This is a genomic window from Proteus sp. LHD240705, assembly GCF_047921555.1.
In the GTDB taxonomy this organism is placed as follows: Bacteria; Pseudomonadota; Gammaproteobacteria; order Enterobacterales; family Enterobacteriaceae; genus Proteus.
In genome coordinates this window covers 40,948-67,685 of record NZ_JBLRMI010000007.1, presented here as the reverse complement: position 1 = coordinate 67,685, position 26,738 = coordinate 40,948, and the positions used below count along the sequence as shown (strand labels likewise).

The 26,738-nt window shown below is 40.1% G+C and carries 22 protein-coding genes and 3 tRNA genes; 7 read left to right on the top strand and 18 right to left on the bottom strand.

Going from position 1 to position 26,738, the window contains the following annotated elements:
• Positions 1 to 5: 5 nt before the first annotated feature.
• Both ACNART_RS13565 and tsaE read right to left on the bottom strand, forming a co-directional pair.
• On the bottom strand, positions 6 to 1,409 hold the full coding sequence (locus ACNART_RS13565) for an N-acetylmuramoyl-L-alanine amidase (RefSeq protein ID WP_416303620.1): 1,404 nt from the start codon (positions 1,407 to 1,409) through the stop codon (positions 6 to 8).
• Between the two features lie 13 nt (positions 1,410 to 1,422).
• Positions 1,423 to 1,890 carry a tRNA (adenosine(37)-N6)-threonylcarbamoyltransferase complex ATPase subunit type 1 TsaE gene (gene tsaE, locus ACNART_RS13560; protein ID WP_198620234.1) on the bottom strand — a complete coding sequence of 156 codons (468 nt, stop codon included), beginning with the start codon at positions 1,888 to 1,890 and terminating at the stop codon, positions 1,423 to 1,425.
• A gap of 224 nt (positions 1,891 to 2,114) precedes the next feature.
• Here tsaE and queG point away from each other — a divergent pair, with 224 nt between their 5' ends.
• On the top strand, positions 2,115 to 3,269 hold the full coding sequence (gene queG / locus ACNART_RS13555; RefSeq protein ID WP_368927633.1) for a tRNA epoxyqueuosine(34) reductase QueG: 1,155 nt from the start codon (positions 2,115 to 2,117) through the stop codon (positions 3,267 to 3,269).
• Positions 3,270 to 4,134: 865 nt separating this feature from the next.
• Here the strand turns inward: queG and ACNART_RS13550 are convergent.
• From ACNART_RS13550 to orn, 4 genes are all read right to left on the bottom strand, one after another.
• Positions 4,135 to 4,210 (bottom strand) — tRNA-Gly (locus tag ACNART_RS13550).
• A gap of 34 nt (positions 4,211 to 4,244) precedes the next feature.
• Positions 4,245 to 4,320 (bottom strand) — tRNA-Gly (locus tag ACNART_RS13545).
• 36 nt (positions 4,321 to 4,356) lie between these two features.
• Positions 4,357 to 4,432, bottom strand: a tRNA-Gly gene (locus tag ACNART_RS13540).
• 166 nt (positions 4,433 to 4,598) lie between these two features.
• The gene (gene orn / locus ACNART_RS13535) at positions 4,599 to 5,144 is read right to left on the bottom strand and encodes an oligoribonuclease (protein ID WP_109372712.1); all 546 of its coding nucleotides are present in this window, start codon (positions 5,142 to 5,144) and stop codon (positions 4,599 to 4,601) included.
• A 115-nt stretch (positions 5,145 to 5,259) separates the two neighbouring features.
• Between orn and rsgA the strand changes: the two genes are divergently transcribed.
• From rsgA to mscM, 3 genes are all read left to right on the top strand, one after another.
• Entirely contained in the window at positions 5,260 to 6,318 is a 1,059-nt protein-coding gene (rsgA, locus tag ACNART_RS13530; RefSeq protein ID WP_349443462.1) for a small ribosomal subunit biogenesis GTPase RsgA, read from the top strand.
• An 88-nt stretch (positions 6,319 to 6,406) separates the two neighbouring features.
• Entirely contained in the window at positions 6,407 to 7,303 is an 897-nt protein-coding gene (gene asd, locus ACNART_RS13525) for an archaetidylserine decarboxylase (RefSeq protein WP_151436684.1), read from the top strand.
• Positions 7,304 to 7,325: 22 nt separating this feature from the next.
• Entirely contained in the window at positions 7,326 to 10,661 is a 3,336-nt protein-coding gene (gene mscM / locus ACNART_RS13520; protein ID WP_198620237.1) for a miniconductance mechanosensitive channel MscM, read from the top strand.
• A 70-nt stretch (positions 10,662 to 10,731) separates the two neighbouring features.
• Here the strand turns inward: mscM and yigL are convergent, their stop codons facing one another.
• The 4 genes from yigL to pldA all read right to left on the bottom strand — a co-directional run bounded on the left by yigL (position 10,732) and on the right by pldA (position 15,387).
• Complete coding sequence (yigL, locus tag ACNART_RS13515; RefSeq protein ID WP_109372716.1) at positions 10,732 to 11,532, bottom strand: sugar/pyridoxal phosphate phosphatase YigL; 801 nt, start codon at positions 11,530 to 11,532, stop codon at positions 10,732 to 10,734.
• A gap of 12 nt (positions 11,533 to 11,544) precedes the next feature.
• Entirely contained in the window at positions 11,545 to 12,549 is a 1,005-nt protein-coding gene (gene pldB, locus ACNART_RS13510; RefSeq protein WP_198620238.1) for a lysophospholipase L2, read from the bottom strand.
• 18 nt (positions 12,550 to 12,567) lie between these two features.
• Positions 12,568 to 14,397, bottom strand: a complete 1,830-nt coding sequence (recQ, locus tag ACNART_RS13505; protein WP_416303619.1) for an ATP-dependent DNA helicase RecQ — start codon at positions 14,395 to 14,397, stop codon at positions 12,568 to 12,570.
• Positions 14,398 to 14,511: 114 nt separating this feature from the next.
• Positions 14,512 to 15,387 carry a phospholipase A gene (gene pldA / locus ACNART_RS13500; RefSeq protein ID WP_109372719.1) on the bottom strand — a complete coding sequence of 292 codons (876 nt, stop codon included), beginning with the start codon at positions 15,385 to 15,387 and terminating at the stop codon, positions 14,512 to 14,514.
• A gap of 233 nt (positions 15,388 to 15,620) precedes the next feature.
• On the opposite strand from pldA, the gene ACNART_RS13495 reads away from it, so the two are divergent.
• Positions 15,621 to 16,088, top strand: a complete 468-nt coding sequence (locus tag ACNART_RS13495) for a thioesterase family protein (RefSeq protein WP_109372720.1) — start codon at positions 15,621 to 15,623, stop codon at positions 16,086 to 16,088.
• Between the two features lie 145 nt (positions 16,089 to 16,233).
• Positions 16,234 to 17,127, top strand: a complete 894-nt coding sequence (rarD, locus tag ACNART_RS13490; protein ID WP_099076355.1) for an EamA family transporter RarD — start codon at positions 16,234 to 16,236, stop codon at positions 17,125 to 17,127.
• 7 nt (positions 17,128 to 17,134) lie between these two features.
• Here rarD and ACNART_RS13485 read toward each other — a convergent pair whose 3' ends face one another.
• The 7 genes from ACNART_RS13485 to lptM all read right to left on the bottom strand — a co-directional run bounded on the left by ACNART_RS13485 (position 17,135) and on the right by lptM (position 23,404).
• A complete protein-coding gene (locus tag ACNART_RS13485) occupies positions 17,135 to 17,548 on the bottom strand; it encodes a hypothetical protein (RefSeq protein WP_368927640.1) in 414 nt (137 codons plus the stop codon).
• A 148-nt stretch (positions 17,549 to 17,696) separates the two neighbouring features.
• Positions 17,697 to 19,853 (bottom strand): DNA helicase II, encoded by a 2,157-nt coding sequence (gene uvrD, locus ACNART_RS13480; RefSeq protein ID WP_160229888.1) that lies wholly within the window; start codon positions 19,851 to 19,853, stop codon positions 17,697 to 17,699.
• Positions 19,854 to 19,998: 145 nt separating this feature from the next.
• Entirely contained in the window at positions 19,999 to 20,715 is a 717-nt protein-coding gene (gene yigB, locus ACNART_RS13475) for a 5-amino-6-(5-phospho-D-ribitylamino)uracil phosphatase YigB (RefSeq protein WP_198620242.1), read from the bottom strand.
• Positions 20,715 to 21,638: a tyrosine recombinase XerC gene (xerC, locus tag ACNART_RS13470; protein ID WP_368927642.1), complete on the bottom strand. Its 924-nt coding sequence runs from the start codon at positions 21,636 to 21,638 to the stop codon at positions 20,715 to 20,717. The genes yigB and xerC overlap by 1 nt, the downstream gene beginning before the upstream one ends.
• Positions 21,635 to 22,345: a DUF484 domain-containing protein gene (locus ACNART_RS13465; RefSeq protein ID WP_198630244.1), complete on the bottom strand. Its 711-nt coding sequence runs from the start codon at positions 22,343 to 22,345 to the stop codon at positions 21,635 to 21,637. The genes xerC and ACNART_RS13465 overlap by 4 nt, the downstream gene beginning before the upstream one ends.
• A gap of 25 nt (positions 22,346 to 22,370) precedes the next feature.
• Positions 22,371 to 23,195: a diaminopimelate epimerase gene (dapF, locus tag ACNART_RS13460; RefSeq protein ID WP_099076350.1), complete on the bottom strand. Its 825-nt coding sequence runs from the start codon at positions 23,193 to 23,195 to the stop codon at positions 22,371 to 22,373.
• Between the two features lie 41 nt (positions 23,196 to 23,236).
• Positions 23,237 to 23,404, bottom strand: a complete 168-nt coding sequence (gene lptM / locus ACNART_RS13455) for an LPS translocon maturation chaperone LptM (RefSeq protein ID WP_151436666.1) — start codon at positions 23,402 to 23,404, stop codon at positions 23,237 to 23,239.
• 79 nt (positions 23,405 to 23,483) lie between these two features.
• Here lptM and cyaY point away from each other — a divergent pair, with 79 nt between their 5' ends.
• Positions 23,484 to 23,801, top strand: a complete 318-nt coding sequence (cyaY, locus tag ACNART_RS13450) for an iron donor protein CyaY (RefSeq protein ID WP_088494024.1) — start codon at positions 23,484 to 23,486, stop codon at positions 23,799 to 23,801.
• Between the two features lie 68 nt (positions 23,802 to 23,869).
• Here cyaY and ACNART_RS13445 read toward each other — a convergent pair whose 3' ends face one another.
• Positions 23,870 to 26,464: a class I adenylate cyclase gene (locus ACNART_RS13445; RefSeq protein WP_198620245.1), complete on the bottom strand. Its 2,595-nt coding sequence runs from the start codon at positions 26,462 to 26,464 to the stop codon at positions 23,870 to 23,872.
• Positions 26,465 to 26,738 lie beyond the last annotated feature (274 nt).

The following is a 26,738-nucleotide window of genomic DNA, read 5'->3' as shown; positions in this document are numbered from 1 at the left end:
CTCAATCAATTAGGCGCGTTTTGTAAAGGGTGAGCCAGAAAATAATTTCTTAAACCAGCGTGAATAGATGCCGCAAGTTTCTCTTGATAAGCATCAGAAATCAGTAATTGCTCTTCTGACGCATGACTGATAAAGCCTGTTTCAACTAAAATTGAAGGGATATCGGGTGAACGTAAAACACCTAAGCTTGCATGCTCTGGTGTTTTCTTATGTAGTGAACCCACTTTTCTTAGTTCAGACAATACAGCAACGGCAACGTCATAACCCACTCGCTGTGAATTACCAAACTGTAAATCGAGTACTGTTTGGCTTAAATAAGGATCAGCCCCGTCTAATGCATCACCCGCACCACCGAGTAATTCAGATTGTTTCTCGCTTTGCTCAAGCCACTTACCTAATTCACTGTTTGCACGACGATTAGAAAGCACCCATACAGAAGCGCCTCTTGCACTACGATTGGGTGCTGAGTCTGCATGAATAGACACTAACATATTTGCACTTTGCTTACGGGCGACTTCAGAACGCCCCGCAACTGAGATAAAATAATCGCCGCTGCGTGTTAGAACAGGCTTAAACATAGGATCATTACGTAAGCGAGCTTCTAACTTTCTTGCCACACTTAGCGTTACGTCTTTTTCACGATTACCTTTCTGACCAATCGCACCGGGATCTTGCCCACCATGACCCGCATCTATCGCAATAATAATTTGGCGAGAGCCTGCTTGCGGTTTTGAAGGTGTGGTGCGTGGTTTTGCAATGGGAACAACAGGCGTAACCTCGGTTACTGGCTTAGTCATTAAAGGCGCCATTTCCCGATTTGTATTTGCACTTGAATGTGATGTCGTTGCTGTTGCAGTTGCAGTTGCAGTTGCAGTTGCAGTTGCAGTTGCAGTTGCAGTTGCAGTTGCAGTTGCAGTTGCAGTTGCAGTTGGTGATAACGCAACAACACTTACTGTCGATTGGGCATTGCTATTTTGTCGAGCATTCATAGCTTTGATAGTAAGCACTAACTTATAGCCACCACTTACATTCATCAAACTTTCAGTCACCACAACAGGCTGAGCAAGCTCCACGACCATACTTTGGTATTGGCTATCTTTTGATTGCGTTGAGCGAATTTTATGGACTAACTGCCCATTGCCTAATGTTGCCGGTAATCCCGTGATTTTTGTACCCTGTTTAAAGTCCATCACCAAACGGTCAGGACTTTTTAATGAGTAATATCGATAACTAGGCTTCCCATCACTAAAAGTAAATGTAAGGGTTGTTGCTGAAATACCGTTTTCTGCTTTTACTTCTGTCACAGTAGCGGCTTGTGCTATTTGCACAAAAAATAAAGACAAAACAACCAACAGAAAGGCAACAACATAGCGCTGACTTTGACTCACAGTAGTGATGAGACTCGACATAATCAATATTCCTTTATGCAGACTGAATACGGGATAAAACAGTGTTCCCTCTTGGTGAAAGGGCAACAAAACGCGCTTTTCGACCTTCATCTTCGTAGCTTAAATGAAGTTCTAAATCTGCGTTAGGTAAAAAGCCTTCGCCTTGAGATGGCCATTCAACAAGACATAACGCATCTTGTTCAAAATAGTCGCGTATTCCCATAAATTCCAGCTCTTCAGCGGAAGCTAAACGATAGAGATCAAAATGATAAACGGGATTTGGCGAAAGCATATAAGGCTCAACTAATGTATATGTTGGGCTTTTAACATGCCCTTGATGACCAAGCGCTTGTAAAAAGCCTCGGCTAAAGGTTGTTTTTCCAGCACCAAGATCGCCATATAAATAAATGATCAATCCGCTATGATCCGTCGCTATTGCAACAGTACGCCCTAGTTCAACTGTTGCCGCTTCATCTTCTAATGTAACAACCCATTCTTTCATATTTATATAATCTATTGTTAAGTTATAACGGCTTAATAAAGAGAGATCGTTGGAGAACATCAAATACTAAGCTTTATATGTTTTCTTAAGGCAAATAGTTATCGAAATTACTATCAAATAACCATACCATAAATCTATTTATTGCGAGGATTTTTCCTACCGCCTCACTATGATACACTGCGCGCTCTTAGGACTCACCTCTTACCTACTGATTCGGTTTATTCATGTCATCACTCGATCTTAATCTTCTCGCTCAAAACATTAAATTATGGGGTTCTGAGCTAGGTTTTCAACAAATAGGGATATGTGATACTGACTTATCACTTGAAGAACCTCGCCTGCAAGCTTGGTTAGATAAGCAATATCATGGTGAAATGGCATGGATGGAAAAGTATGGAATGACACGAGCCAGACCTCATGAACTGGTTCCGGGTACATTACGCGTTATCAGTGTCAGAATGAATTATCTCCCCACGGATGCGGCTTTTGCACGAACCTTAAATAACCCAGAACAAGGCTATATCAGCCGTTATGCGCTTGGTCGGGATTATCACAAAGTATTAAGGCAGCGTCTTAAAAAACTCGGCGAAAAAATTTCACAATATTGTCAGCAATTTGAATATCAAGGGGTAGTCAACTTTCGTCCTTTCGTTGATTCAGCCCCTATTATGGAACGCCCATTAGCTGTTAAGGCAGGACTTGGCTGGGTTGGTAAACACTCACTTGTTATTAATAATCAAGCAGGCTCTTGGTTTTTCCTTGGTGAACTACTGATTGATTTGCCGTTACCTATTGATAGCCCAGTTGAAGAGCAATGCGGTAAATGTGTCGCCTGTATGACAACCTGTCCGACAGGTGCCATTATTGAACCTTATACTATTGATGCTCGTCGCTGTATTTCTTATCTCACTATCGAACTCGATGGTGCTATTCCTGAAGAATTTCGCCCTCTAATGGGTAATCGCATTTATGGTTGTGATGATTGCCAGCTTATCTGTCCTTGGAATCGTTTTTCATCACTGACTGACGAAGAAGATTTTTCACCAAGAAGAGCACTTCATACTCCAGAATTACTCGATCTCTTTCAATGGAATGAAGATAAATTTTTGCGTATCACTGAAGGTTCGCCGATCCGTCGTATTGGTTATTTACGTTGGCTTAGAAATATTAGCGTGGCGTTAGGAAATGCACCTTATCAAGATAAAATTATACTTGCCTTGCAAGAACGCTTTGGATTGAGTGATGTTTTAGATGAACATTTAAACTGGGCGATTGCACAGCAGACAGCGAAGAGAAATGAAAAAGAAGTAAAAATACAGACTTCACAACAAAAACGCTTAGTAAGGGCGATAACTAAAGGCTTACCTCGTGACGCTTAATTTTTAACAGGATAAACGCATTACGAATAACCATTAATTTCCTCTGTGAATAAAATAAAAATCCCTTGCCTATCAACATGAAAAAAAAATTCAAGCGAACTAAGACTCAAAATTTAAAAAAATTAAAATAAACTTAGTTATCAATTAGATATAAAATCCAATCAATTTGTTGAAGAGAATAATATCCTTATCACTTAAGGATACGTGCTTGTGGATAACTCTGTGCAGTAAAAAAATAAATAGTGCTTAGATGCGGTGGTTATTAGCATCTCACTGTGGATAAATCGATTTGGGAAGATTTTAAGAATAGTAGAATATATATCACATTTTTTTAAAGAAAAGCCTGAGAAACCCTTTTCTTTTTCTAAAATACTATTCAATGCATGTTTAACAGAATAAAGGCCTAAAACCTAAAAAATGATCTTGCCTCTAATTTCCCCTCTAAATGAGGAAAAGCGCACATTCTAGTGCTGTCAAAATAGAAATGCAAGCAAAGATCAAAGATAGATCACAAAAAAATAGCTTGATCTTACATGTATTAATGACATTTTCTTTTTTGAACAATAATCCAACACACTCTCTTTACGAGTATTAAGTAAAATTCCCTAATCTGCACCCTAAAACAGTGTAGTCGATATTTAAAAAAGCGAGAGAAAAAATAAAGATTTTTTGGTTATATTTTAGACTAGCGAATAAAGCAACTGTACCTTATGAGTTACAAACTTTAGGTATTCATAAATTTCGGCAAATTATTATTTACGTTATTACTGATGGTAGAAGAGATATGAAAGCGCTACTTAGCCGCAGACTATTAGGATAACGTATTGATTTTTGATTAGAAGAATAAAACTAGAAGAGAAAAACTTGGAGCGGGAAACGAGACTCGAACTCGCGACCCCAACCTTGGCAAGGTTGTGCTCTACCAACTGAGCTATTCCCGCATTGGTAAGTTTTGACAATTATAAGTGAAAGATTTGGAGCGGGAAACGAGACTCGAACTCGCGACCCCAACCTTGGCAAGGTTGTGCTCTACCAACTGAGCTATTCCCGCGTCGCATAACACTACTCATAACTGTCTAAGAAAGATTGGAGCGGGAAACGAGACTCGAACTCGCGACCCCAACCTTGGCAAGGTTGTGCTCTACCAACTGAGCTATTCCCGCGTCTTTCTTACACCCGTACAAACGAAATTCTTCATCGGTACGGGAAGCGCATTATACGAGAAAAATGCTTAACCGCAAGCCCTTATCAACAAAAAAATACGTTTTTTTGATTACATGCCGATAAAATCATCACAATGATGCAATATCAATCATGAATGTACGCTTTTTACTCTTTAATAAAGGTTTTACGATAATAAGCTAGCTCTGCAATGGACTCACGAATATCATCCAATGCCTGATGAGTATTCTTTTTCTCAAAACCTTCTAAAATTTCAGGTTTCCAACGACGTGCTAATTCTTTTAATGTACTCACATCAAGATAACGGTAGTGAAAATATTGCTCTAGCTCTGGCATGTAACGGTATAGAAAACGCCTATCTTGCCCCACACTATTACCACAGATAGGTGATACGCCTTTTGGTACCCATTTTTCTAGGAATTCAATTGTCGCTTTTTGTGCTGAATTGTCATCATATGAACTGTTTTTTACGCGCTCAACTAAGCCACTACCAGTATGGGTACGTGTATTCCATTCATCCATTAAACTTAATTGTTCATCAGATTGGTGTACTGCAATTACAGGGCCTTCGGCTAAAATATTAAGTTGAGGATCTGTCACAATAGTGGCAATTTCGATGATACGGTCACATTCAGGATCAAGACCTGTCATTTCCAGATCTATCCAGATCAGATTGTTCTCGCTTTTTGACATAATATATCCTAGCTGTTTCTAAGTGTGAGACATGATATTTTAGCGTTTATCATAGCGCGTTTACTCAATAAGCACGACAGAAGAACATCTAACCGAATAATACAAGTGAGGATCGGTGACAAAACGTAAATTATCTAAAGGCCAGCAACGCCGAGTACAAGAAAATCATAAAAAGCGTTTACAGAGCAAAGAGAAAAAAAACCACGTTGAATTAGACGATACGCAATTAGGCGAAGCGACCGAAGGCTTAGTGATCAGCCGTTTTGGTCAACATGCAGATATCGAAGCTGCTGACGGCACTATTACACGATGCAATATTCGACGCACAATTTCATCACTGGTAACGGGTGATAAAGTTGTTTGGCGTCCTGCGCTACAAACACAAGAAAATGTCCGCGTAAATGGTATTGTAGAAGCTGTACACGAACGAACTTCAGTACTTACTCGTCCTGACTATTATGATGGTATTAAGCCTATTGCTGCTAATATTGATCAAATTATTATCGTTTCGGCTATTTTGCCTGAACTTTCTTTAAATATTATCGACCGTTACCTTGTCGCATGTGAGACTTTAAACGTTGAGCCTCTGATTGTACTCAATAAAATCGATATGTTAGACGAGGAAAGCCGTAAGACTGTCAGTGAATGGATGCAAACTTATAAAGATATTGGTTATCGTGTTCTTGAAGTCTCTAGCTACACCAAAGAAGGTCTTGATGCATTGACACAAGAGTTGATTGGCCGTATCTCCATTTTTGCGGGGCAATCTGGGGTCGGAAAATCAAGCTTACTCAATACCTTATTACCACCAATGGAAGAAAGTATTCTAGTTAATCAGGTGTCTGATAACTCAGGTTTAGGCCAGCATACCACAACAGCATCACGCCTTTACCATTTCCCACAAGGAGGAGATGTCATTGACTCTCCGGGTGTACGTGAATTTGGTTTATGGCACTTAACGCCAGAGCAAGTAACAAAAGGGTTTATTGAATTCAGACCGTACCTTGGTGGTTGTAAATTCCGCGATTGTAAGCACTTAGACGATCCAGGTTGCCTAATTAGTGAAGCCGTAAATAACGGTGAGATCTCAGAAACGCGCTTTGAAAATTACCATCGTATTTTAGAAAGTATGAGTCAGGTGAAAGTTCGTAAGAACATTAATTTAGACTCTTAATAATTGATTCACTGACAACCCTATTAAGGGTAGGTACAATAGACCCCTTTTGTCTATTTTTTATCGTTCAATCCCAGAGGTTGCCATTTTGGACAAGCTAAAAATTAAACTACAGTATTTATTGCCTAAATTATGGCTCACACAGCTAGCAGGTTGGTTTGCAAACAAAAAAGCGGGTGTAATTACCCAATTTGCGATCAAAGCCTTTGCTAAAGCCTATAAAGTCGATATGAATGAAGCAAAAGATAGCCAGTTCCAAGCTTATTCTTCATTCAACGATTTCTTTATTCGTGCATTAAAAGACGGCGCTCGTCCTATTATCGAAGGTGATGACCAACTCGCATTGCCTGCTGATGGCGCAGTAAGCCAACTCGGTCTTATTCAAGACGATCAAATTCTGCAAGCCAAAGGACATCATTACACCCTTGAAGCGTTACTTGCAGGTAATTTTATGCTGGCAGATAAATTCCGTAATGGTCAGTTTATTACGACTTATCTTTCACCTCGTGATTACCACCGCGTTCACATGCCTTGTGATGGTTTATTAAAAGAGATGATTTATGTTCCAGGCGATCTCTTCTCTGTTAATCCATTAACAGCGGCTAATGTCCCTAACTTATTTGCACGTAATGAACGTATTATTTGCCTCTTTGAAACTCAATTTGGTCCAATGATACAAATTCTAGTTGGTGCAACAATTGTTGGTAGTATTGAAACGGTTTGGTGTGGCATGGTAACGCCACCTCGTGAAGGTATTATTAAACGTTGGACATATCCTCAAGCGGATAAAGCAGGAGCGATATTCTTGAAAAAAGGTGAAGAAATGGGTCGATTTAAGTTAGGCTCAACGGTCATCAACCTTTTCCCAGAAAATACCGTTCAACTGAATAAAGATCTTATGAATGGCTCCGTTACATTAATGGGGGAACAATTGGGTTCCATCATCAATGTCGCTGGTAATGACAATAATGCCATCAGTGAATAACACGTAATTCGGAGTAACCTTTGTGCGCCTGATAATCAGTCTTTTCTTCTCGCTCTTTTTGACGCTTTCGTTAAGCACATCTGCAATATCAGCGGATGTAGAGAAATTACGTCAAGATATTAAACAACTTGAAGGAAGTACCAATCCTCAAGATATTGAGGCAGTTCAGGCGCTACAAGGCACTATCAATTGGATTAATGATGGTGAAAAAGCGCAAACGAATGCAGATAATTATCAAAAAACCATTGATGATTACCCTCAAATCACGCAAGAGCTAAGAACTAAACTTCTAGAAGAAAGCCATGCTGTTCCTACTATTCCAGAAAAAATTAGCATCCCTGATTTAGAACAGAAAATTATTCAAATCAGTAGCCAATTAATGGAACAAGCAAGGCTTCAGCAACAAGAGCAAGATAAAAGCCGAGAAATTAGCGAATCTTTAAACTTATTACCCCAACAGCTTTCTGAAGCGCGCCGTTTACTCAGCGATGCAACAGCAAGACTCGCGGCTGCCAGTGCGTCAACAACACCGTTAACAGAGGCACAAAATAAGCTAACACAAGCTGAAGTCACCGCACGTAAAGCAATGGTTAATGAGCTTGAAATGGCACAACTTTCGGCTAATAACCGCCAAGAAATTGCTCGCCTTCGCTTAGAATTATTTAAAAAACGCTATCAGCGTCTTGATGTGCAACTACAACAATTGCGTAGCTTATTAAATATAAAGCGCCAAGAAGTGGCTGATCTGGCATTAGAAAAAACAGAGATGTTAGCGGAGAAAGGTGGTGAGCTCCCTGAGTTTCTGACAAAACAGATCCAAACTAACCGTGAACTCTCTCAAATCCTGAATAAACAAACACAGGAAATGAGTGAGTTATCAGAAAAACAACGCATTACCACCCAGCAGACACAACAAGTTCGCCAAACGCTTACCACTATTCGAGAGCAAGCACAGTGGTTAAGTGGCTCAACAGCATTAGGCGAAGCATTAAGAACACAGCTTTCCCGCTTACCTGAAATGCCTCGTTCACAAGAACTTGATAGAGATATTATTCAGTTACGTGTCGAGCGTTTAGGCTATGAGGATATGCTGGAAAACTTAAGTAAGATCCAGCCGCCAGAAACCGCAGATGGCTCTAAATTGCCTGAAGCTCAGCAATATATTTTTGATTCTCTTATCCAAGCACGTCATGAATTATTGAATTCGTTGTTATCCGGTTATGACTCTCAAATTCTTGAGTTAACAAAACTAAAAGTGGCGACAACACAATTAGCGGATGCATTAAAAGAGACAAAAGACGCCACAAACCGTTATATGTTCTGGGTTGCTGATATCAGCCCCATCAAATTTAATTATCCGGTTTTATTAGTCAAAGATATCACTCGATTGCTTTCGCTAGATACCTTTTCACAATTAGGTCATGCGGCTGTCAGCATGCTTAAAAATCAAGATACCTTTTTGTTCCTATTTGTCACTTTATCTATTGTGGGCTTTAGTCTGCGCACTCGAAAACACTACAACGCATTTCTTGAAAGAGTCAGCAACCGTATTGGTAAAGTCACACAAGATCACTTTTCACTGACGATACGCACGGTTTTTTGGTCTATTTTAATTGCGTTGCCATTACCTCTGTTATGGTCTGCTGTAGGTTATGGCTTACAAAGTGTTGAATGGCGTTATCCAATGGCGGGAGCGATTGGATATGGAGTCACAGCAGCAGCACCTGTGCTGTGGTTATTTATGATAAGTGCAACCTTTGCACGTCATAACGGTCTATTTATTGCTCAATTTAAATGGAAAGAGAGCCGTGTTAAAAAAGCGATGCGCTTTTACCAGCTTTCTATTTTTGTCATCGTTCCGCTGATGATGTCATTAGTTACCTTTGAATATTATAGCGATAGAGAATTTGCGCCAACGGTTGGTCGTTTCTGTTTCTTACTGCTCTGTATCGCCCTAAGCTTTATTACCTCTAGCCTTAAAAAAGCTCACGTCCCACTTTATCTAGATAAACATGGATCTGGCGATAACCTTATCAATACCATTTTATGGTGGTTCTTACTGCTTGCTCCGGTTATTGCAGGTTTAGCCGCCGTCTTAGGTTACCTTTCTACATCGATTGTCTTACTCGGTCGTTTAGAAATGTCTGTCGCCATTTGGTTTGCTCTACTGATTATCTACCACATTATTCAGCGATGGATGCTTATTCAGCGCCGAAAATTAGCCTTTGAACGAGCTAAACAAAAGCGTGCAGAAATTCTGGCTCAGCGTGCAAAAGGTGAAGATGAAAATACGATTGTTGGGAGCAGTGGTGAGAGCACAGTAGGGCTTGAAATTGAAGCTCAAGAAATAGACCTTGATACTATCAGTGCGCAATCCATTGGTTTAGTTCGCTCTATTCTAACGATGATTGCATTAGTCTCGATGATCTTATTGTGGTCTGAATTAAACACCGCGTTCTCTTTCGTTGATAATATCCGACTTTGGGACGTCACCTCATCGGTAAATGGTGTTAACACGGTGCAACCTATTACGATGGGTTCTATTTTAGTGGCAATCCTTGTCATTATTATTACAACCCAATTAGTACGAAATCTCCCTGCTTTACTTGAGTTGGCCATTTTACAGCACCTTGATTTAACACCGGGTACAGGTTACGCCATTACCACGATGACCAAATACACCATCACCTTAATTGGGAGTATTGTGGGTTTCTCTTTATTAGGGATTGAGTGGTCAAAATTACAGTGGCTAGTGGCGGCAATGGGTGTTGGATTAGGTTTTGGCTTACAAGAAATTTTTGCCAACATCATTTCAGGTTTGATGATCTTATTTGAAAAACCAATCCGTATTGGCGATACCGTCACTATTCGGAATTTGACTGGAAATATTTCTAAGATCAACACTCGGGCAACTACCTTAACCGACTGGGATAGAAAAGAAATTATCGTACCGAACAAAGCTTTTATTACAGAGCAATTTATTAACTGGTCACTCTCAGATTCAGTCACTCGTATCGTAATGACCATCCCTGCTCCAGCAGACTGTAACAGTGAGCAAGTAACAAATGTGTTATTAGAAGCCTCAAAACGCTCTACAATGATTTTAGAAAACCCAGCACCAGAGGTTTATCTGGTCGATTTACAGCAAGGTATTCAGATTTTTGAATTACGTGTTTATGCCGCAGAGATGGGACACAGAATGCCAGCAAGACATGAAATTCATCAAAATATTCTCTTAGCCTTTGCAGAGCATGGCATCCCATTACCGTTCCCACCATTCCAAGCCAGAGTGGATATGATGGGCAATACAATCCGCAGCTCTATGCGTGCAACACCAAGAGAAGTCGGTGGATTGTAATTAATCTATTCCATTGGAATATAAAAAAGGCGAACAATATCACGTTGTTCGCCTTTTCTTTTAGGGAGGATCACACTTGGTATAATTTACGTAAATAATGAGGCACAGCTTCATCAGCATTAGTTCCGATCACTTCCATATTTGGGAGTAAATCTTTTAATGTCTGATGCGCATTTTCCATAATGCAACCTTTACCAGCTATCTGTAGCATCTCTTTGTCATTCATACCATCACCAAACGCAACTGCATCTTTGGCAGTGTGTTGCATCAATTTAGCCACTTTCTCGAGAGCTTCACCTTTAGATACACCACCCGCCATCACCTCTAAGCAATTACGCAGTGAGAAACTCACATTGACCTTATCACCCCAGCGCTGATTAATTTCACTTTCCAGTGTCAGCAACAGTTCATGATCATCAGAAGTGAAGAAGACCTTACAGACATTGGTGGTCGGAAACCCTGTTTTACAAAACAGCTCATAATTAAAATCCGATTCTCGAAAGAACTCACAAGCTCCTGGCATTTCTTTATTAACATACCAATAGTCGCCAGCGTAAATATTAGTTTCAATTTCAGGGTGATCAAAAACACACAAAGACAAGTCATAAGCAATTTCAGGCTCAAGATCTTGGCTAAAAATAAGGTCGCCATGAGTGTTATGCACTCGTGCACCATTAGAGGTTATCATATAAGCGTTAATGCCTAATCCATCACGAATTTGAGCAACATCAACATGATGACGACCTGTTGCGAATACAAAATGCACGCCTTTATTAATAAGTAGATGCAGGGTTTCTTGCGTATAGGGAGTTAATACATGATTAGGTGATAACAGTGTGCCATCAAGATCTGAAGCGACTATCGAATACATACACATTCCTGATTAAAATAAATGCTTATCATAAAACTCACAGATTTCATTTAATGCTTGTGAGCGTAGCTTATCTATTTCGAACAAGATTTCATGATGCGCACCCTCAATCACCAGTGGCAATTTTTGCTTTTCTTCTCTTGTTCTGGACTGACTATAACGTTCACAGAAAGCCCTTAGCTCTTGATTATCTACCACCTTATCATGCTCTGCTTCGAGCACTAATAGAGGGGTATTAATCTCTCCCGCATGTTCAATTAACCAATCTCCCATTTTTAGACTTTCTCCCATCCAATGATAAGTCGGTCCGCCTAATCGTAGTTCTGGAAAATCAGCATAATAACGTAAATACCGGCGATATCGCTCATGGCTATGTGTTAACACATTAAGGATAAATGGCAGTGGAAACCATTTACCTGTTGATACCGCATAGTTATTTCTTTCAGATTGACTTTGTTCTGCTCGGTTAACTAAAAAATTAGCCACCCAGCGAGGTATAGGTAATTTAATGCCAAACATCGGCGCACATAGCGCTGCTGCTTTAAACACATCAGGCTGTCGAAGTAGATAGCCTGCTAAAATTGCGCCACCCATTGAATGGGCTAAAGCAAAATAATGTTTATATTGATAAGGCAAAACAATCGTATCGACGAAAGTTGAGAAATCATCAATATAATCACTAAATTTTTCGACATGCCCTTTTTGAGTATCGTCCAGAAGTCGGTCAGAAAGCCCTTGACCTCGATGATCGAGAAGAAAAACATCATAGCCTGAGTGAAAGAAATCAAACGCAACTTCAGGATACTTTACATAGCTTTCACTCCGACCTGAAGCAATAACCAGTGCTTTATTGTGCGATGGTGAGCGCCAATGAACATAACGAATTTTGACGCCATCAACACCAATAAACTCACCTTCTTCACGTTGGCTCCAAAAATCCAATAAGACGCCGTTCGTAAAAGCAGAAAACTGCTTTTCGCGAGATAACCACGAATATTTAAATAGGGTGGTTGTCATTGGCTCTCCTTATTGGCGTTATTCAAAGCCCTCAATATGGTCACGAATGAGTGTCATAAACGCGGGTCCAAATCGTTCTAATTTTCGTTGCCCAACACCGTTTATTAATAACAATTCATCAGGGTAAACGGGGTATTGCTCTGCCATTTCTATTAATGTGACATCATTAAAAACGACAAATGGCGGAATGTTTTCTTCATCAGCAATAGACTTACGTAATTTACGTAGTTTCGCAAACAATTTTCTATCGTACTGTCTATGGGTATTTTTTATTTGTTGATTACGGCTTTTTGTCGGGCTTAATAATCTAGGTACGGCTAATTGTAATGGCACTTCACCACGCAAGATTGGTCTAGCCATCTCTGTCAGTTGTAATGCAGAGCGATGGACAATATTTTGTGTCACCATACCTAAATGAATAAGCTGGCGGATCACACTCACCCAATGTTCATGGCTTTGCGCTTTACCAATACCATAAACAGGTAATGTATCGTGTCCAGAATCACGAATACGCTGATTATTCGCGCCTCTTAATATTTCAACAATATAACCGATACCAAAGTGCTGACCTGTGCGATAAATACAGGATAAGGCTTTTTGGGCATCCACTAAACCATCATATTGTTTAGGGGGATCAAGGCAAATATCACAGTTACCGCAGGCATTTTGTCGATGTTCATCGAAGTAATTAAGTAACACTAAGCGTCGGCACGTTTGTGCTTCTGCGAATGCACCCATCGCATTAAGCTTATGCATTTCAATCGCTTTTTGGTCACTTTCTGGCTTTTCATCTAAACAACGACGCAACCACGCCATATCGGCAGGATCATAAAATAATACCGCTTCAGCAGGCAATCCATCTCGCCCTGCACGCCCTGTTTCTTGGTAATAGGATTCAATATTACGAGGAATATCAAAGTGAACCACAAAACGTACATTGGGTTTATTGATACCCATACCAAATGCAACTGTGGCAACCACAATTTGCAAATCATCTCGCTGGAAAGCTTCTTGTACTTTAGCACGCTGTGCTATTTCCATTCCTGCATGATAACCCGCAATGCTTAATCCTCGTTTACTCAGGCGCTCGGCGGTTTCTTCGACTTTACTGCGACTGTTACAGTAAATAATGCCAGATTTTCCTTTCTGACCGCGAATAAATAGCCAAAGTTGATCAAGCGGTTTGTATTTCTCTACTAAAGTGTAGCGGATATTCGGTCTATCGAAACTGCTGATATGAATCAGAGGGTCACGTAACACTAGCTGATTAATAATATCGTAACGTGTTGTATTATCCGCCGTTGCCGTCAGTGCAATAATCGGCACATCAGGAAGATATTGTCTTAATAATCCTATACCGCGATATTCAGGACGAAAATCATGACCCCATTGTGAAATACAATGCGCTTCATCAACCGCTAATAATGCAGGTTTCCATTGCACTAATTGATGAAGAAAACTCTCCATCATTAAACGTTCAGGGGCAATATACAGCAGTTTTATTTCCCCCTTTTGACAACGTATTTGAACATCAAACTGCTCTTCACGCGTTTGGGTTGAATTTAAATAAGCAGCTTCAATACCATGAAGGCAAAGTTGATCAACCTGATCTTTCATCAGTGAGATGAGTGGCGAAATAACCACAGTCAGCCCATCAAGCAATAATGCGGGAATTTGATAACAAAGGGATTTACCACCCCCTGTCGGCATCACAACTAGACAATCTCTCCCAGTTGTAATGGTATGGATGATTTCTTGCTGACCAGGGCGAAATTGCTGATAACCAAAGGTTTCTCGCAAAATAGCCTGTGCTGATGGCATTGAATTAAGAACTTCTGCTGTGGACACGCCGTTCCTCTGAAAAGCTGCTGATAAAAACTATGATGAGGAGTAAAAGAAAAGGCACCAATGTGAAGGTGCCATCATCATTTATAGCGCTATGCTAACCCAGAACGGGGAAAATTACAGCATATCATTAAGCATCACGCCAACACCGACCCGCGTCTGACGGAAATTATAATCAATCATTGATTCGCCATAACCACTAAATACTTGGGTATAAAAGCGTACATGCTTAGTAATTGGGTAGCTCCAGCCTAATTCAGCCGCCCCATAGCCACTGTTCCAGTTATAACGCCCTGTCGCAGTGATCACACTATCGCCTAAGCGATAGCCTGCTTTTAAACGGTAATAGCCCATATAGCGATTAATTTCTGGATTATCATCACGTTGAGCACTTTCACTAAAGCGATACCAAGGTTTTAAATCCAGCTGCAAATTGCCTTTTTGCGCCATAAAACGTGCATAAGCACGGTTCCAACTACGAGATGTGGGATCAGAGCGCCCATTCGATTCGTGGTTAAAACCCGTTTCTATTTCACGTAGTGTCCAACCCGCAAATTTATAGTCTGTTGCCCAACCTAAAAAGAGTTGAGGTTCATAGTTTGTCTCACGGAAAGGGGCAGATTCTTTCTTATTGCTTAATTGCCACCAAGAGCGTTGGGTATAAGATGCTGCTAAAACAGAGTTTTCACCTGCAATACCGCGCCATAAAGGGAAGGCAAGACTGAGTTGAAATTTCACCTCATCTTTTTTAGCCTTATTCCCCCAATCATAACTTTGAATAGCCTCTTTATTCATATCAGAGGTTTTCGTATAAATAATATAATTGGATTCATAAGGATAAAGAACAAAAGGTGAATCGTATTCTTGTAATAAACCAGAAATAATACTGCCCTGAACAAGCGGTGCAGGAGATGATGATGCTGGTATTTCGGATGCAAATCCCCATGCTGGATAGAATAAAGCCACCGCGAGTAAAGAACGGATGTAACGCATAGTTAATTATCCTGTCTCATTATTGAATAATATAAAAAGTTAGTACTTACTTTAGAATTAGTTCTTATATATGTGCTTTATTACACTTTAGCGCCCATATTTTACACGTAATCGCCATTAAATCTCGTATATTTTTATACCATTATATTTATAGCACAAATGTGCAATTACGATTTTGTCATGTATTATTAACATAGTATTAACTTAATAACGTGATGTCAGGGGTTCTAAAAATGGAAAAACAGTTAACATTAGAAGAGGCTCAAGCACTTATTGGTCATGTTTTTGTTTATAAGATGCCCTTTAATCAATTAATCGGCTTAGAGCTAGTTCGCTTTGAACAAGACTACGCTGAAATTCAATTTCGGTATCAAGATAAACTTGTTGGTAATATTGCTCAACGTATCTTACATGGCGGACTTATTGCTTCTGTACTTGATGTTAGTGCGGGATTAGTTTGTGTCGGTAACGCATTAACACGTTTAGCACCAATATCCCAAGAGCAACTCGAACAGAAACTTGCTAACATGGGCACAATTGATTTACGTGTTGATTATTTAAGACCAGGACGTGGAGAATGTTTTACTGCAAGTAGCCATATTTTACGCAGTGGTAATAAAGTGTCTGTTGCTCGTGTTGAATTACATAATGAAAAACAAGTTCATATTGCGAGCGGGACAGCAACCTATATCGTAGGTTAAGCCTTTGTTAAGATTCATTGCGCTCTATGATGCTTAGATTGATATTAATTACTTGTAAAAATACATGCCTAATGACACATTAGATAATGTCATTGGGTATGATAACCCCGTCACACTTTTCCTTTCCATCAATTCCAGAGATAGCATGAGCCAGAAAAACACGATGAAAGGCGTTTTATGTGCCTTAGGCGCCTATTTGATCTGGGGTATTGCCCCTGTTTATTTTAAAAGCATTCAAGAAGTGCCCGCAGAAGAGATCTTAACGCACCGTATTTTATGGTCGTTCTTTTTTATGTTGATTTTAATGACTATCAGCCGTCATTGGCCTTATTTGCGCCAATTAATACGTCAACCTAAAAAAATTCTTCTTTTAGCACTGACTGCCGTCATTATCGCAACTAACTGGCTTACCTATATATGGGCGGTTAACCACGGCTATATGCTAGAAGCCAGCCTTGGTTACTTTATTAACCCACTGGTTAATGTACTGTTTGGCATGCTTTTCTTGAGCGAGCGCTTCCGCCGTATGCAATGGGTCGCGGTAGGGTTAGCATTTACTGGTGTATTTATTCAACTCTGGCACTTTGGTTCAGTCCCCGTGATTGGATTAAGCCTCGCCGTGACTTTTGGTCTTTATGGCTTACTGCGCAAAAAATTGGGTGTCGATGCACAAACAGGTATGTTGGTAGAAACATTATGGCTATTCCCTGTTGCATTAGTTTATATCTTATTTTTCACACATTCACCGACGAGCAATATGCTTGAAAACAGTTGGTCGTTAAATACCCTGTTAATCGCAGCTGGTATCATTACAACCGTACCATTATTGCTATTTACAGAAGCGGCGCATCATCTGCGTTTATCAACCTTGGGCTTTTTCCAATATATTGGTCCAACCTTGATGTTTATTCTTGCCACAATGGTATATGGCGAACAAATTGATGCAGAACGATTAGTAACCTTTGGCTTTATTTGGGTTGCGCTGATCCTCTTTACACTTGATGCGCTCTATACTCAACGCCGTTTAAGACGTAGTTAGTACATACTCACTCTTCCGCTAAATTACCAATTTGAGTAAAAGCGGAAGAGCATTTTTTCTTCTGATTTTTCTTTAATAGATGTGCATTCTTCAATAGATGTGCATTCTTCGCTATCTCTTCCACATACCGACACGAGCGCCTAAACAGTGCTGATATTGAGTTATTAATCACTTGAATACGGTTAATCACAATCCAAGGATAGAGATTGATTCGAGGAACAAAATCACGCTGATGCCTCAGCAATTTACAATAGAGATCTTCTTCAAATTCATTGATAGGTTCGCTAGGATAATAGGTATCACAAAGGACTTCCTCAGTATTTTCGATCAACAATTCATTACTAGAAAAAGAGACAGAAGACGTTCGCGTGCAAGGTGCGACAAAAGAGTAGGCATGAAAAAATACGCTAGAGATTTTCATCAATTAATCCCGTTAAGTAAGAATAGATAACGAGATTATTAAGTAACCAACTTGAACTTCCCTTAAAAAAAACACCCCAGCTTAATCTATTAAATAAGTAAGGGTGTTTTTTTATATTGAGGTAATGCTAATTCACTCTAATTGAGGTTTATTCCAGTCGAGCAAATGCTGCCACCAGCCATTTAATACCTTCACCATTAAAGGCAATTTGTAATCGGCAATGTTCACCACTGCCTTCGATATTAATGATAGTACCGTCACCAAATTTAGGGTGCTTCACTCGTTGTCCAAGTGAATAGCCCGTATCATTGCTGATAATCGGAGTCCCTAAACGACTATGATTAACAGGGCGTGAAACTGTTGCGCGTAAACGGACTTCTTCGACACACTCTTTCGGTAACTCACCAATAAAACGAGAAGGACGATGACTGACTTCTTTTCCATATAAACGGCGGTTTTCAGCGTAAGTGAGCGTTAACTTTTTCATTGCTCGGGTCACGCCAACATACGCCAAGCGACGCTCTTCTTCCAAGCGACCACCTTCATCCAACGACATTTGACTTGGGAACATACCCTCTTCTACACCCACAATAAAGACTTGTGAAAACTCGAGCCCTTTAGCGGAGTGAAGTGTCATTAACTGTACGGCATCTTGATATGCATCAGCTTGGCTTTCGCCTGATTCTAATGCGGCATGTGAAAGAAACGCTTGCAGTGGCATTAAATCTTCGTCTTCATCTTGATAACTAAATTGGCGAGTTGCCGTAACCAACTCTTCCAAGTTTTCAATACGAGCTTGAGCTTTTTCACCTTTTTCTTGCTCATACATCGCTTTTAAGCCTGAATCACGAATAATTCGGTCTGTTTGCACATGTAGTGGCATATCAGCCGTTTCAGAAGCTAACGTCTCAATTAATTCTAAGAACCGCTGAATGGCCGCGGTTGCACGCCCTGCCAGCATTTTATGCTCAATAACCTGCAATGCACTTTCCCATAAGGTAATCTGGTTATCTCTTGCCACTTGACGAACAATATCTAAGGTTCTATCACCAATGCCTCGGGTTGGTGTATTCACAACACGCTCAAAAGAAGCATCATCATGGCGATTAGCTGTTAATCGCATATAAGAAAGTGCATCTTTGATTTCTTGGCGTTCAAAAAATCGTTGACCACCATAAATACGGTATGGCATTGCGGCTTGTAATAACGCCTCTTCCATCACACGAGATTGCGCATTACTACGATAAAGAATGGCGCAATCTGTTAGCGCGCCGCCTTCTTCTTGCCAACGCTTGATCCGCCCAACCACATAGCGGGCTTCATCCAAATCATTAAAGGCGCAATAAAGCGAGATAGGCTCACCTTCGGCACCCTCAGTCCACAGATTTTTACCTAATCTGTCACTGTTATTTGCAATTAACGCATTCGCCGCTTTTAAAATATTGCTTGTCGAACGATAGTTTTGCTCTAATCGAATGGTTTCTGCACCAGGAAATTCATTTAAGAAATTTTGAATATTCTCAACTTGCGCACCGCGCCAACCATAGATGGATTGATCATCATCACCCACAATCATGACTTTACCAGATTGACCTGCCAACATTCTTATCCACGCATATTGAATGCGGTTAGTATCTTGAAACTCATCCACTAAAATATTGGTAAAACGGTTTTGGTAGTGCTCCAAAATTTGCGGTTTGTTTAACCAAAGTTCATGAGCACGTAATAAAAGCTCTGCAAAGTCCACAAGCCCTGCGCGATCGCACGCTTCTTGATAAGCTTGGTATACTTTCAGCCAAGTGGTTTCAACAGGATTGCCATAGGTTTGAATATGTTGAGGACGTAAACCTTCATCTTTTTTACCGTTGATATACCACATACCTTGACGCGCAGGCCACTGTTTATCATCAAGATTCATTGACTTAACAATACGACGAATAAGGCGATATTGATCATCACTGTCAATAATTTGGAAGTCTTGTGGCAAATTCGCATCAAGATAATGCGCTCGCAATAAACGATGAGCCAGGCTATGGAAAGTACCAATCCACATGCCACCTTGGCTTGTACCAATTAAGTCTTCAATACGATGGCGCATCTCTGCGGCGGCTTTATTGGTAAACGTCACTGCCATAATCGAAAAAGGTGAAGCTTGTTCAACAGATAATAACCAAGCGATACGATGTACCAGTACCCGTGTTTTACCACTGCCTGCGCCAGCTAACACCAGCATATTAATACGAGGTGCGGCTACAGCTTCGCGCTGTTTATCGTTAAGGCCTTCTAGCAGATATGAGACGTCCATAATTACCAATCATTTAGTGAAGAAAAATACTGTGGATATATACAGAAATAGAGAGTAAGCAACAAACTAACAGGAATTTACGCACTATGCAAAATAAAGCCTTTTTTAGCCTCGTTTATCTGTGCCATTCTTACCGAACATCACATTAAACCAATTCTATCAGTTTGCTTAAATCTGTAATTTCAATATGTGGCATTACTCTGGTTTCACCTTCTTCAAACAAGCTACGGTTATCAAGGTTAATCCAGCACGCTTGTAATCCACTATTAACGGCACCCTCAACATCTGTTACAAGGTGATCACCCACATGTAGGATTTTCTCATGTGGAAGATTTAACAGTGAGGAGGCTTTATCAAACATATCAGGATAAGGCTTAGAGCGACCATCGGGACCGGCTTTTAAAATATGTGAGAAATACTGTCCCAAACCACAACTTAATGGGTTTGCATTACCATTTGTGATCGCAATTAATGGGATTTTCTGTGCCAATTCGGTGAGGACTTGATGAGTATTTTTAGGCACATTAATGTGGCTACGCCAATAAGCAAAGTGCGCCATAATTTCATCAGCACCTTGCTGTGCTTTGGCTTCATTGTAACCATAATCTAACAACATATTTCTAGCCGCAAGCCAACGCCATTTTGTAATATCATGAAAAATATCAGGATTGTTCTCTAGAAGTGGCTTTTTATAGGCATTCACATCTTTTTCTGTGAATTGGTTAAAACGCTCATCATATTGACGAATAAAGGCCAGCGTCTCTTTTTCAGTTTTATCCATTACTGGCACATTGTCATACAGCGTGTCATCTAAATCAAAAGTCATCGCTGCAATTGGCGTCAGAGTTCTATAAAAGCGCATTATGATTTTTCTCTCTTAGCTCTCGGATGAGCAGCATCATAAACTTTCGCTAAATGCTGAAAATCTAAGTGGGTATAAACTTGTGTGGTCGCTAAATTAGCGTGCCCTAATAACTCTTGTACAGCACGTAAATCACCACTGGATTCCAATAAATGAGTGGCAAACGAGTGGCGTAATTTATGAGGATTCACATGGCTACTTAGTCCTTGTTTAATACCCCAAAGTTCAAAACGTTTTTGCACGCTACGTACCGATAAACGCTTACCACTTTGGGTTGAGATAAAGACAGCTTTATCCTCAGGGGCATAGAGCTCTCGCATCGGAAACCAATTTTGTAACCACTCTAGCGCTTTTCTTCCTAGCGGAACTTTTCGCTCTTTACTTCCTTTACCTAATACACGAACTTCACCTTCATTCATGTCAATATCGCTAATATTTAAGTTAGTCAATTCTGATAGACGTAATCCTGCACCATACATCACTTCCAGCATGGTTCTATCTCTAACAGAAAGAGGATCTTTTAAGTCAATATTCATTAATTGGCTAACTTCATCGACATCCATATTTTTAGGAAGGTGACGACCGGATTTAGGTGTGCGAATGCCTTTTGCTGGATTAACGTCTAACATTCCTTGTGCCACTTGCCAATCAAGAAAGCTACGTAACGCCGAAAAGCGCAAAGCAAGGCTGGTGGGTTGTAATCCACTACGGTGACTTTTCGCCAATAACATGCGCACATGTTGGCTTTCCAGTGATTTCCATTCGCAGATATTCATTGCCACCATCATTTGCGCTAATGCAGTCAGTTGGCGATGATAATTTTCTACTGTGACAGGGCTTAATCGGCGTTCAACTTGAATATAACGCAGGAATTGTTCAATAGCGGTAGAGAGTGTTTCTGGAATATCTATTGGTTGATTCATTGCCTTGCAATCCAACGAAGTAACAATTCTGGTAAAATATGGGCAAGCTTATCCAGCATGACTGTTCCCATCCCTTCCTGAAAATGTTGGTTATCTCGGCTATTAAAAATAATCACGCCCAAATCCCCATAATGCCCTAACAATGAAAGCGCAACGGAACCAGAGCGTCGTACATTAGGCATCAATAGCATTATCTCTTGCCCATTTAATGGACCTAAATAGTGGTTATCATCACCCATACGTTGAATGCGAAAATGTTCAAATGCTTGGCGAGATAATGGGAGATCTTGTGCATCTAAAGGTGGCTGTAATTGCCAACGATCGGTAAATAGACGTAATTGAACTGAATAAAGCCCTAATCCCTTAGCCCAAAGGTTTAATCGTTCTAGCATTTCGTGAAGAGAAGCACTGTTGGATAGTTCAGAAATTAATAATAAGAGTTGGCTAAACAGTGCTTCATTTTCAGAGGCTTGTTCTATCAACAAACGCATATCTTCTTCAAGATAATGGATGCGGTTACGTTGGCGTGACATTATCCATTCGACTAAAGAAACGGTTCCTCTGACGGGATGAGGAACTTGCATTTGCTCAATATAGCTTGCATTACGGATAAAAAAACCAGGATGTTCCCTGAGATAACGGATCACTTGTTGATCATTAAGTTCGTTGGTTTCAGGGCAACAGAACTGCTCATTTTTATCCGTCATACAGATAGCCTCTCAAAAAATAATATTATAGCTGAATGATCCCATCATAAATATGTGTCGCAGGCCCAGTCATATAAAGAGAGTTACCCTCTCCTTTCCATTCAATTAGCAATGATCCACCCGGTAAGGTGACTTTCACACGTTTATCTAATAAGCCTTGTGAAATACCAATTGCGACAGCTGCACAAGCCCCGCTACCACAGGCATTTGTTTCACCTGCACCACGTTCAAATACCCGCAAATGAAGATTACTTCTGTCTACGATTTGCATAAAACCAATATTAGCACGTTCAGGAAAACGTTCATGTTGCTCTAACACAGGCCCTAACAACTCAACTTCTGCTGTTTTAATGTCTTCAACCTGAATAACGCAATGAGGATTTCCCATTGAAACTACACCGCATAACACAGTGCGTTCCATTGCCCTGATAATATAGGTCTTTTCTGCCTTTTGTGCACGGAAAGGGACTTTTTGAGGTTCAAATTCGGGCTCGCCCATATTGACGCACACATCATCATTGTCCATAACATGCAAGGTCATTCTGCCAGACTGCGTACTGACTTTTATCTCTCTTTTGTTTGTAAGTCCTTTTAATCTCACAAATCGAGCAAAGCAACGAGCACCATTACCACACTGTGCAACCTCACTTCCATCAGCATTAAAAATGCGATAATGGAAATCGAGTTCAGGATCATAAGGTGCTTCAACTACCAATAATTGATCAAACCCAACACCAGTATGGCGATTCGCTAATCGACATATTAACTCTGGTGAAAAATAAACATTTTGAGTCACAGCATCGACCACCATAAAGTCGTTGCCAAGACCATGCATTTTTGAAAATTGCATCTTGCCCCTGCCTGAAACGAAATTACCGTTTCTAAGATTGACTAATTGGTCTGAGTTGAGTCGCTCTCAACTTGCTGGGTTGGCTGGGATGACTGTGTCATTTTTGCCTGAGTATCTTCAGGAGGGAAATAAAGAGGGCCTTTCAAGCCACAACCAGAAAGAGAAATCAGTGTTATTATAGCAAGAGTGCAACGTAAATACGTTTTCATTCGAAATCTGCCTGTCATTTATTTGGTTAATATCCTCTATAATCGCAGTTAGATCTCGAAAAGCAAATAGGAAATGAAGATGAACGACAGTGAATTTCACCAATTAGCTGATGAACTCTTGTCAGAAATAGAACAAACTATTGATAATTATGAAGGTGACGCAGATATTGATTGTGAAATCAATGGCGGTGTAATGACATTAACCTTTGAAAATAATAGTAAAATTATTATTAATCGCCAAGAAGCGTTTCATCAAGTTTGGTTAGCGACACGCTCTGGTGGCTATCACTTTGATTGGAAAGACGAACAATGGATTTGTGATAGAAGTGGTGGTGAATTTTTAACCATGCTGGCACAAGCAATAACAGAACAAAGTGGGGAAGCGTTTTCTTTCTAATAAGCGCAATTAACAACAATAATGGGAGCTATCAAAGCTCCCATTTGTGTTTATTGGCTTGTACTTAATTAAGAATGCTGTACCGCTTTATAATCTGTAAATCCGTGGGCAACAACATTCATTTCAGGTTGCGTTTCTTTACTACCCAGATCGGATAATTTACCAAAGGATCCACCAGCAAAAGGTAACACTTGAGTTGATCCTTCCACTTTCACAATTTGATAAAACTGCGGCAGATTAAAATTAATAAAGCTTGATCCGTATGTGAATCGATCATGAGATGAAGAGTAGAAACGACTAACATCTTTCACTAACTCTTCTTTACTTCCTTCACAATGGGAATAGATTTCAACGCGATTTGCTTCATCTAATATATAGATATTAAAGACATTACTATCTTCTGTGGTTTCGAAGAAGAATTGAATAATCCCTTCACAAGCAAAACCATCAATCACCGCAGGTAAATAGCGGGCGTCCTTATCTAATTTAACTGGCAACCCATGAAGCTTGTTATACGAAATTGCGCCATAAAACTCGATAGCATTTTCTAATTTTTGTACCGACACATTGAGGCGTTCAAAGAACAATCCCCACGTTTGCCCAGCAATGCGTAAAGCTTTAAAACGACCCGGCTCTAAACGATTCGTTGATAATCGCAATTCAATACATTCTGAGACTAACTGCTGAACACGAGTGCGGATTAAACCACGCAAATGTTGGCTATAACAAAACACTTCCACAGAGGCAGGTGGAGCCGCATCTTGGTGCATTTTACCCAATATCGTTTTTAACGATTCCAACATAGATTGTGTGCCACTGAAATGAAGGGTTCTAACTTCATTCCAAGAGTTACGGTACAACAAATCAATACTACCAATAAGACACTGCTCTTTTTCACCGAAACTAAACACATCGAGTTTTCTAAAATCAAAGTGAACCACGTGATCAGAAAAACTTTCTGTTGGATCAGTTTCTAAATTGACAATAATCGCTAGATGTCTAATTTCACAAGGGCTATACAGTGCTTTCGGTGTTGGTGCAGGTAAACGAATTGGGAAATGGCTCGACATATCCCTGACTAATTCATGCAGTTTAATTTCATCACAAGAGGATTCTCCTTGATGAATATAAACTCGAGACTCTTTTGTTAGCAGCCCATTAAAATAAGACCATGCCACTAATTTATTTAAATAGCGGTTATATTCTAATGGTTGATGTCCAACAATATTTTCAAAATCAGGGGCGCGATTATATAAATACCAGCCGCTACGATTTGCTCGACCTTGTGGTACATAAATAAAGGTTAAATGTGACTCTGATAAATCAGGTGAGATTTGTGGATTAACCAGTGTGACTTTACCGGGTAATGCTTCAAACGCCGCGTAAAGTTTACGTGTTAGAACACCGATATCTTGCGGGCTTGCACTGACACTTAAATTATTACGACGCGCAAAACGGATAAGATTACGATAGCTTTGCATCATCGTATCTAATAACTCATTGTGTGCATCACGCACACGCTCGATTTTCCAACTATCACGCGTATCGAGTACTGTTAAGCGCTCATTATCCCATTGCCATTGAGTAACCAATTGCGATAAGACTTGTCGTCTCCAAGCTTCAGGTTCGTTCTGTGTTTTTTCGCTAGATAATTTTTCACACACTTTCAGGTAGAAACAGCGACGGATAAGATCAAGGCGGGTTAAATCATTAATAGAAACCAAATAGCGAGTGACGCGCTCCAGCATCATACAATAAGCATCTAAACCATAATTAACGATTTCGCCACGGTGTAGATGTTGCTTCATTTCTAATGCCAGCAACTTCCCATTAGGGTAGTCCGCTGAATAGGCTTCTAATAAAATACTTTTTAGTACGGCTTTATAAGGTGAATCGACACTTTTATAGAGTTGCCATAAACTTGCGCCAAAGTACTCTTCAGCAGAAAGTTCACCTAATCCCCCGAGATCTAACCACTCATTTGGCGTTAATACACCTTGAGCATAAAGGGAGTTAACATACTCGTCATAATGATGTTCTTCTTCAACAGGCACCATCGCCCATAACAAGCGCTTACCTGCTAGGCGTACCGCTGTACGATAAAATTCATCAAGTAAAAGAATATGTTGGGTAGAGCCGCAATCTTCTCCACCTAAGCTACCACTTGCATGGTGGCGAAATCTATTTTCATCAATTAAGAAAAACGTAACATCAATACCTAGTTCGCCAGCCCATTGTTCAATCAATTGGCATTTGCGTTGTAAAAGTGCACGTTCATCTTGATCCAGCCATGATTGATGGCAGACCCAAATATCAATATCGGAGCAGTGACTTTGACCAATAGAAGAGGTACTCCCCATTGAATAGATGCCAGTAATTGGCAACTCTCCATTGGCGTATCCATCCATCGGATCATCACATAATGCGTTAACCAGCTTATTCGCCCATTGACGTTGCATGTCATCGGGTTCAAAGAAACATGTGCCGTGAGGAACATTTCCTTGTATGTAGCCGGGCAACTCAGGATGGTGGTAATGCAATAAAACAGGAATTAAACCATAGACCTGTTTAAAAACATCACACATCGATGCAAATGCTCGTTCCAGTCTGAGTTGATTAATCGCATCCAGCCGTTGCTTCAGTGTTTCAATATAAAGATACAAGAGTTTCGCCTGAACAATACTAAGAAGATAGTAGAATCTGAGTTTATAAGTGACCAAGGTTGAGTTAGGGAATATTAATAGATAAAACTTTACTAACAAAATCTCGGAAACGTGATCAATTTAACACCTTGAGCGCAAGGCGTAAAGAGGAACTCAAAATATAGCACCAAGATCTAAAAGTGATATTTAAGCGCTTAATCGTGTAAAGCCATCAAATAAATATCTTTATAATCATGAAGATAAATTGTTTTATTTATAGAAAAAATGATAAAAA

What these genes read in the sequence shown, in the direction of transcription:
- ACNART_RS13565 (WP_416303620.1), bottom strand. Translation starts at nt 1,409, where the DNA reads ATGTCGAGTCTCATCACTACTGTGAGTCAAAGTCAGCGCTATGTTGTT.
- tsaE (WP_198620234.1), bottom strand. Translation starts at nt 1,890, where the DNA reads ATGAAAGAATGGGTTGTTACATTAGAAGATGAAGCGGCAACAGTTGAA.
- queG (WP_368927633.1), top strand. Translation starts at nt 2,115, where the DNA reads ATGTCATCACTCGATCTTAATCTTCTCGCTCAAAACATTAAATTATGG.
- orn (WP_109372712.1), bottom strand. Translation starts at nt 5,144, where the DNA reads ATGTCAAAAAGCGAGAACAATCTGATCTGGATAGATCTGGAAATGACA.
- yigL (WP_109372716.1), bottom strand. Translation starts at nt 11,532, where the DNA reads ATGTATTCGATAGTCGCTTCAGATCTTGATGGCACACTGTTATCACCT.
- pldB (WP_198620238.1), bottom strand. Translation starts at nt 12,549, where the DNA reads ATGACAACCACCCTATTTAAATATTCGTGGTTATCTCGCGAAAAGCAG.
- pldA (WP_109372719.1), bottom strand. Translation starts at nt 15,387, where the DNA reads ATGCGTTACATCCGTTCTTTACTCGCGGTGGCTTTATTCTATCCAGCA.
- ACNART_RS13495 (WP_109372720.1), top strand. Translation starts at nt 15,621, where the DNA reads ATGGAAAAACAGTTAACATTAGAAGAGGCTCAAGCACTTATTGGTCAT.
- rarD (WP_099076355.1), top strand. Translation starts at nt 16,234, where the DNA reads ATGAGCCAGAAAAACACGATGAAAGGCGTTTTATGTGCCTTAGGCGCC.
- ACNART_RS13485 (WP_368927640.1), bottom strand. Translation starts at nt 17,548, where the DNA reads ATGAAAATCTCTAGCGTATTTTTTCATGCCTACTCTTTTGTCGCACCT.
- uvrD (WP_160229888.1), bottom strand. Translation starts at nt 19,853, where the DNA reads ATGGACGTCTCATATCTGCTAGAAGGCCTTAACGATAAACAGCGCGAA.
- yigB (WP_198620242.1), bottom strand. Translation starts at nt 20,715, where the DNA reads ATGCGCTTTTATAGAACTCTGACGCCAATTGCAGCGATGACTTTTGAT.
- xerC (WP_368927642.1), bottom strand. Translation starts at nt 21,638, where the DNA reads ATGAATCAACCAATAGATATTCCAGAAACACTCTCTACCGCTATTGAA.
- ACNART_RS13465 (WP_198630244.1), bottom strand. Translation starts at nt 22,345, where the DNA reads ATGACGGATAAAAATGAGCAGTTCTGTTGCCCTGAAACCAACGAACTT.
- dapF (WP_099076350.1), bottom strand. Translation starts at nt 23,195, where the DNA reads ATGCAATTTTCAAAAATGCATGGTCTTGGCAACGACTTTATGGTGGTC.
- lptM (WP_151436666.1), bottom strand. Translation starts at nt 23,404, where the DNA reads ATGAAAACGTATTTACGTTGCACTCTTGCTATAATAACACTGATTTCT.
- cyaY (WP_088494024.1), top strand. Translation starts at nt 23,484, where the DNA reads ATGAACGACAGTGAATTTCACCAATTAGCTGATGAACTCTTGTCAGAA.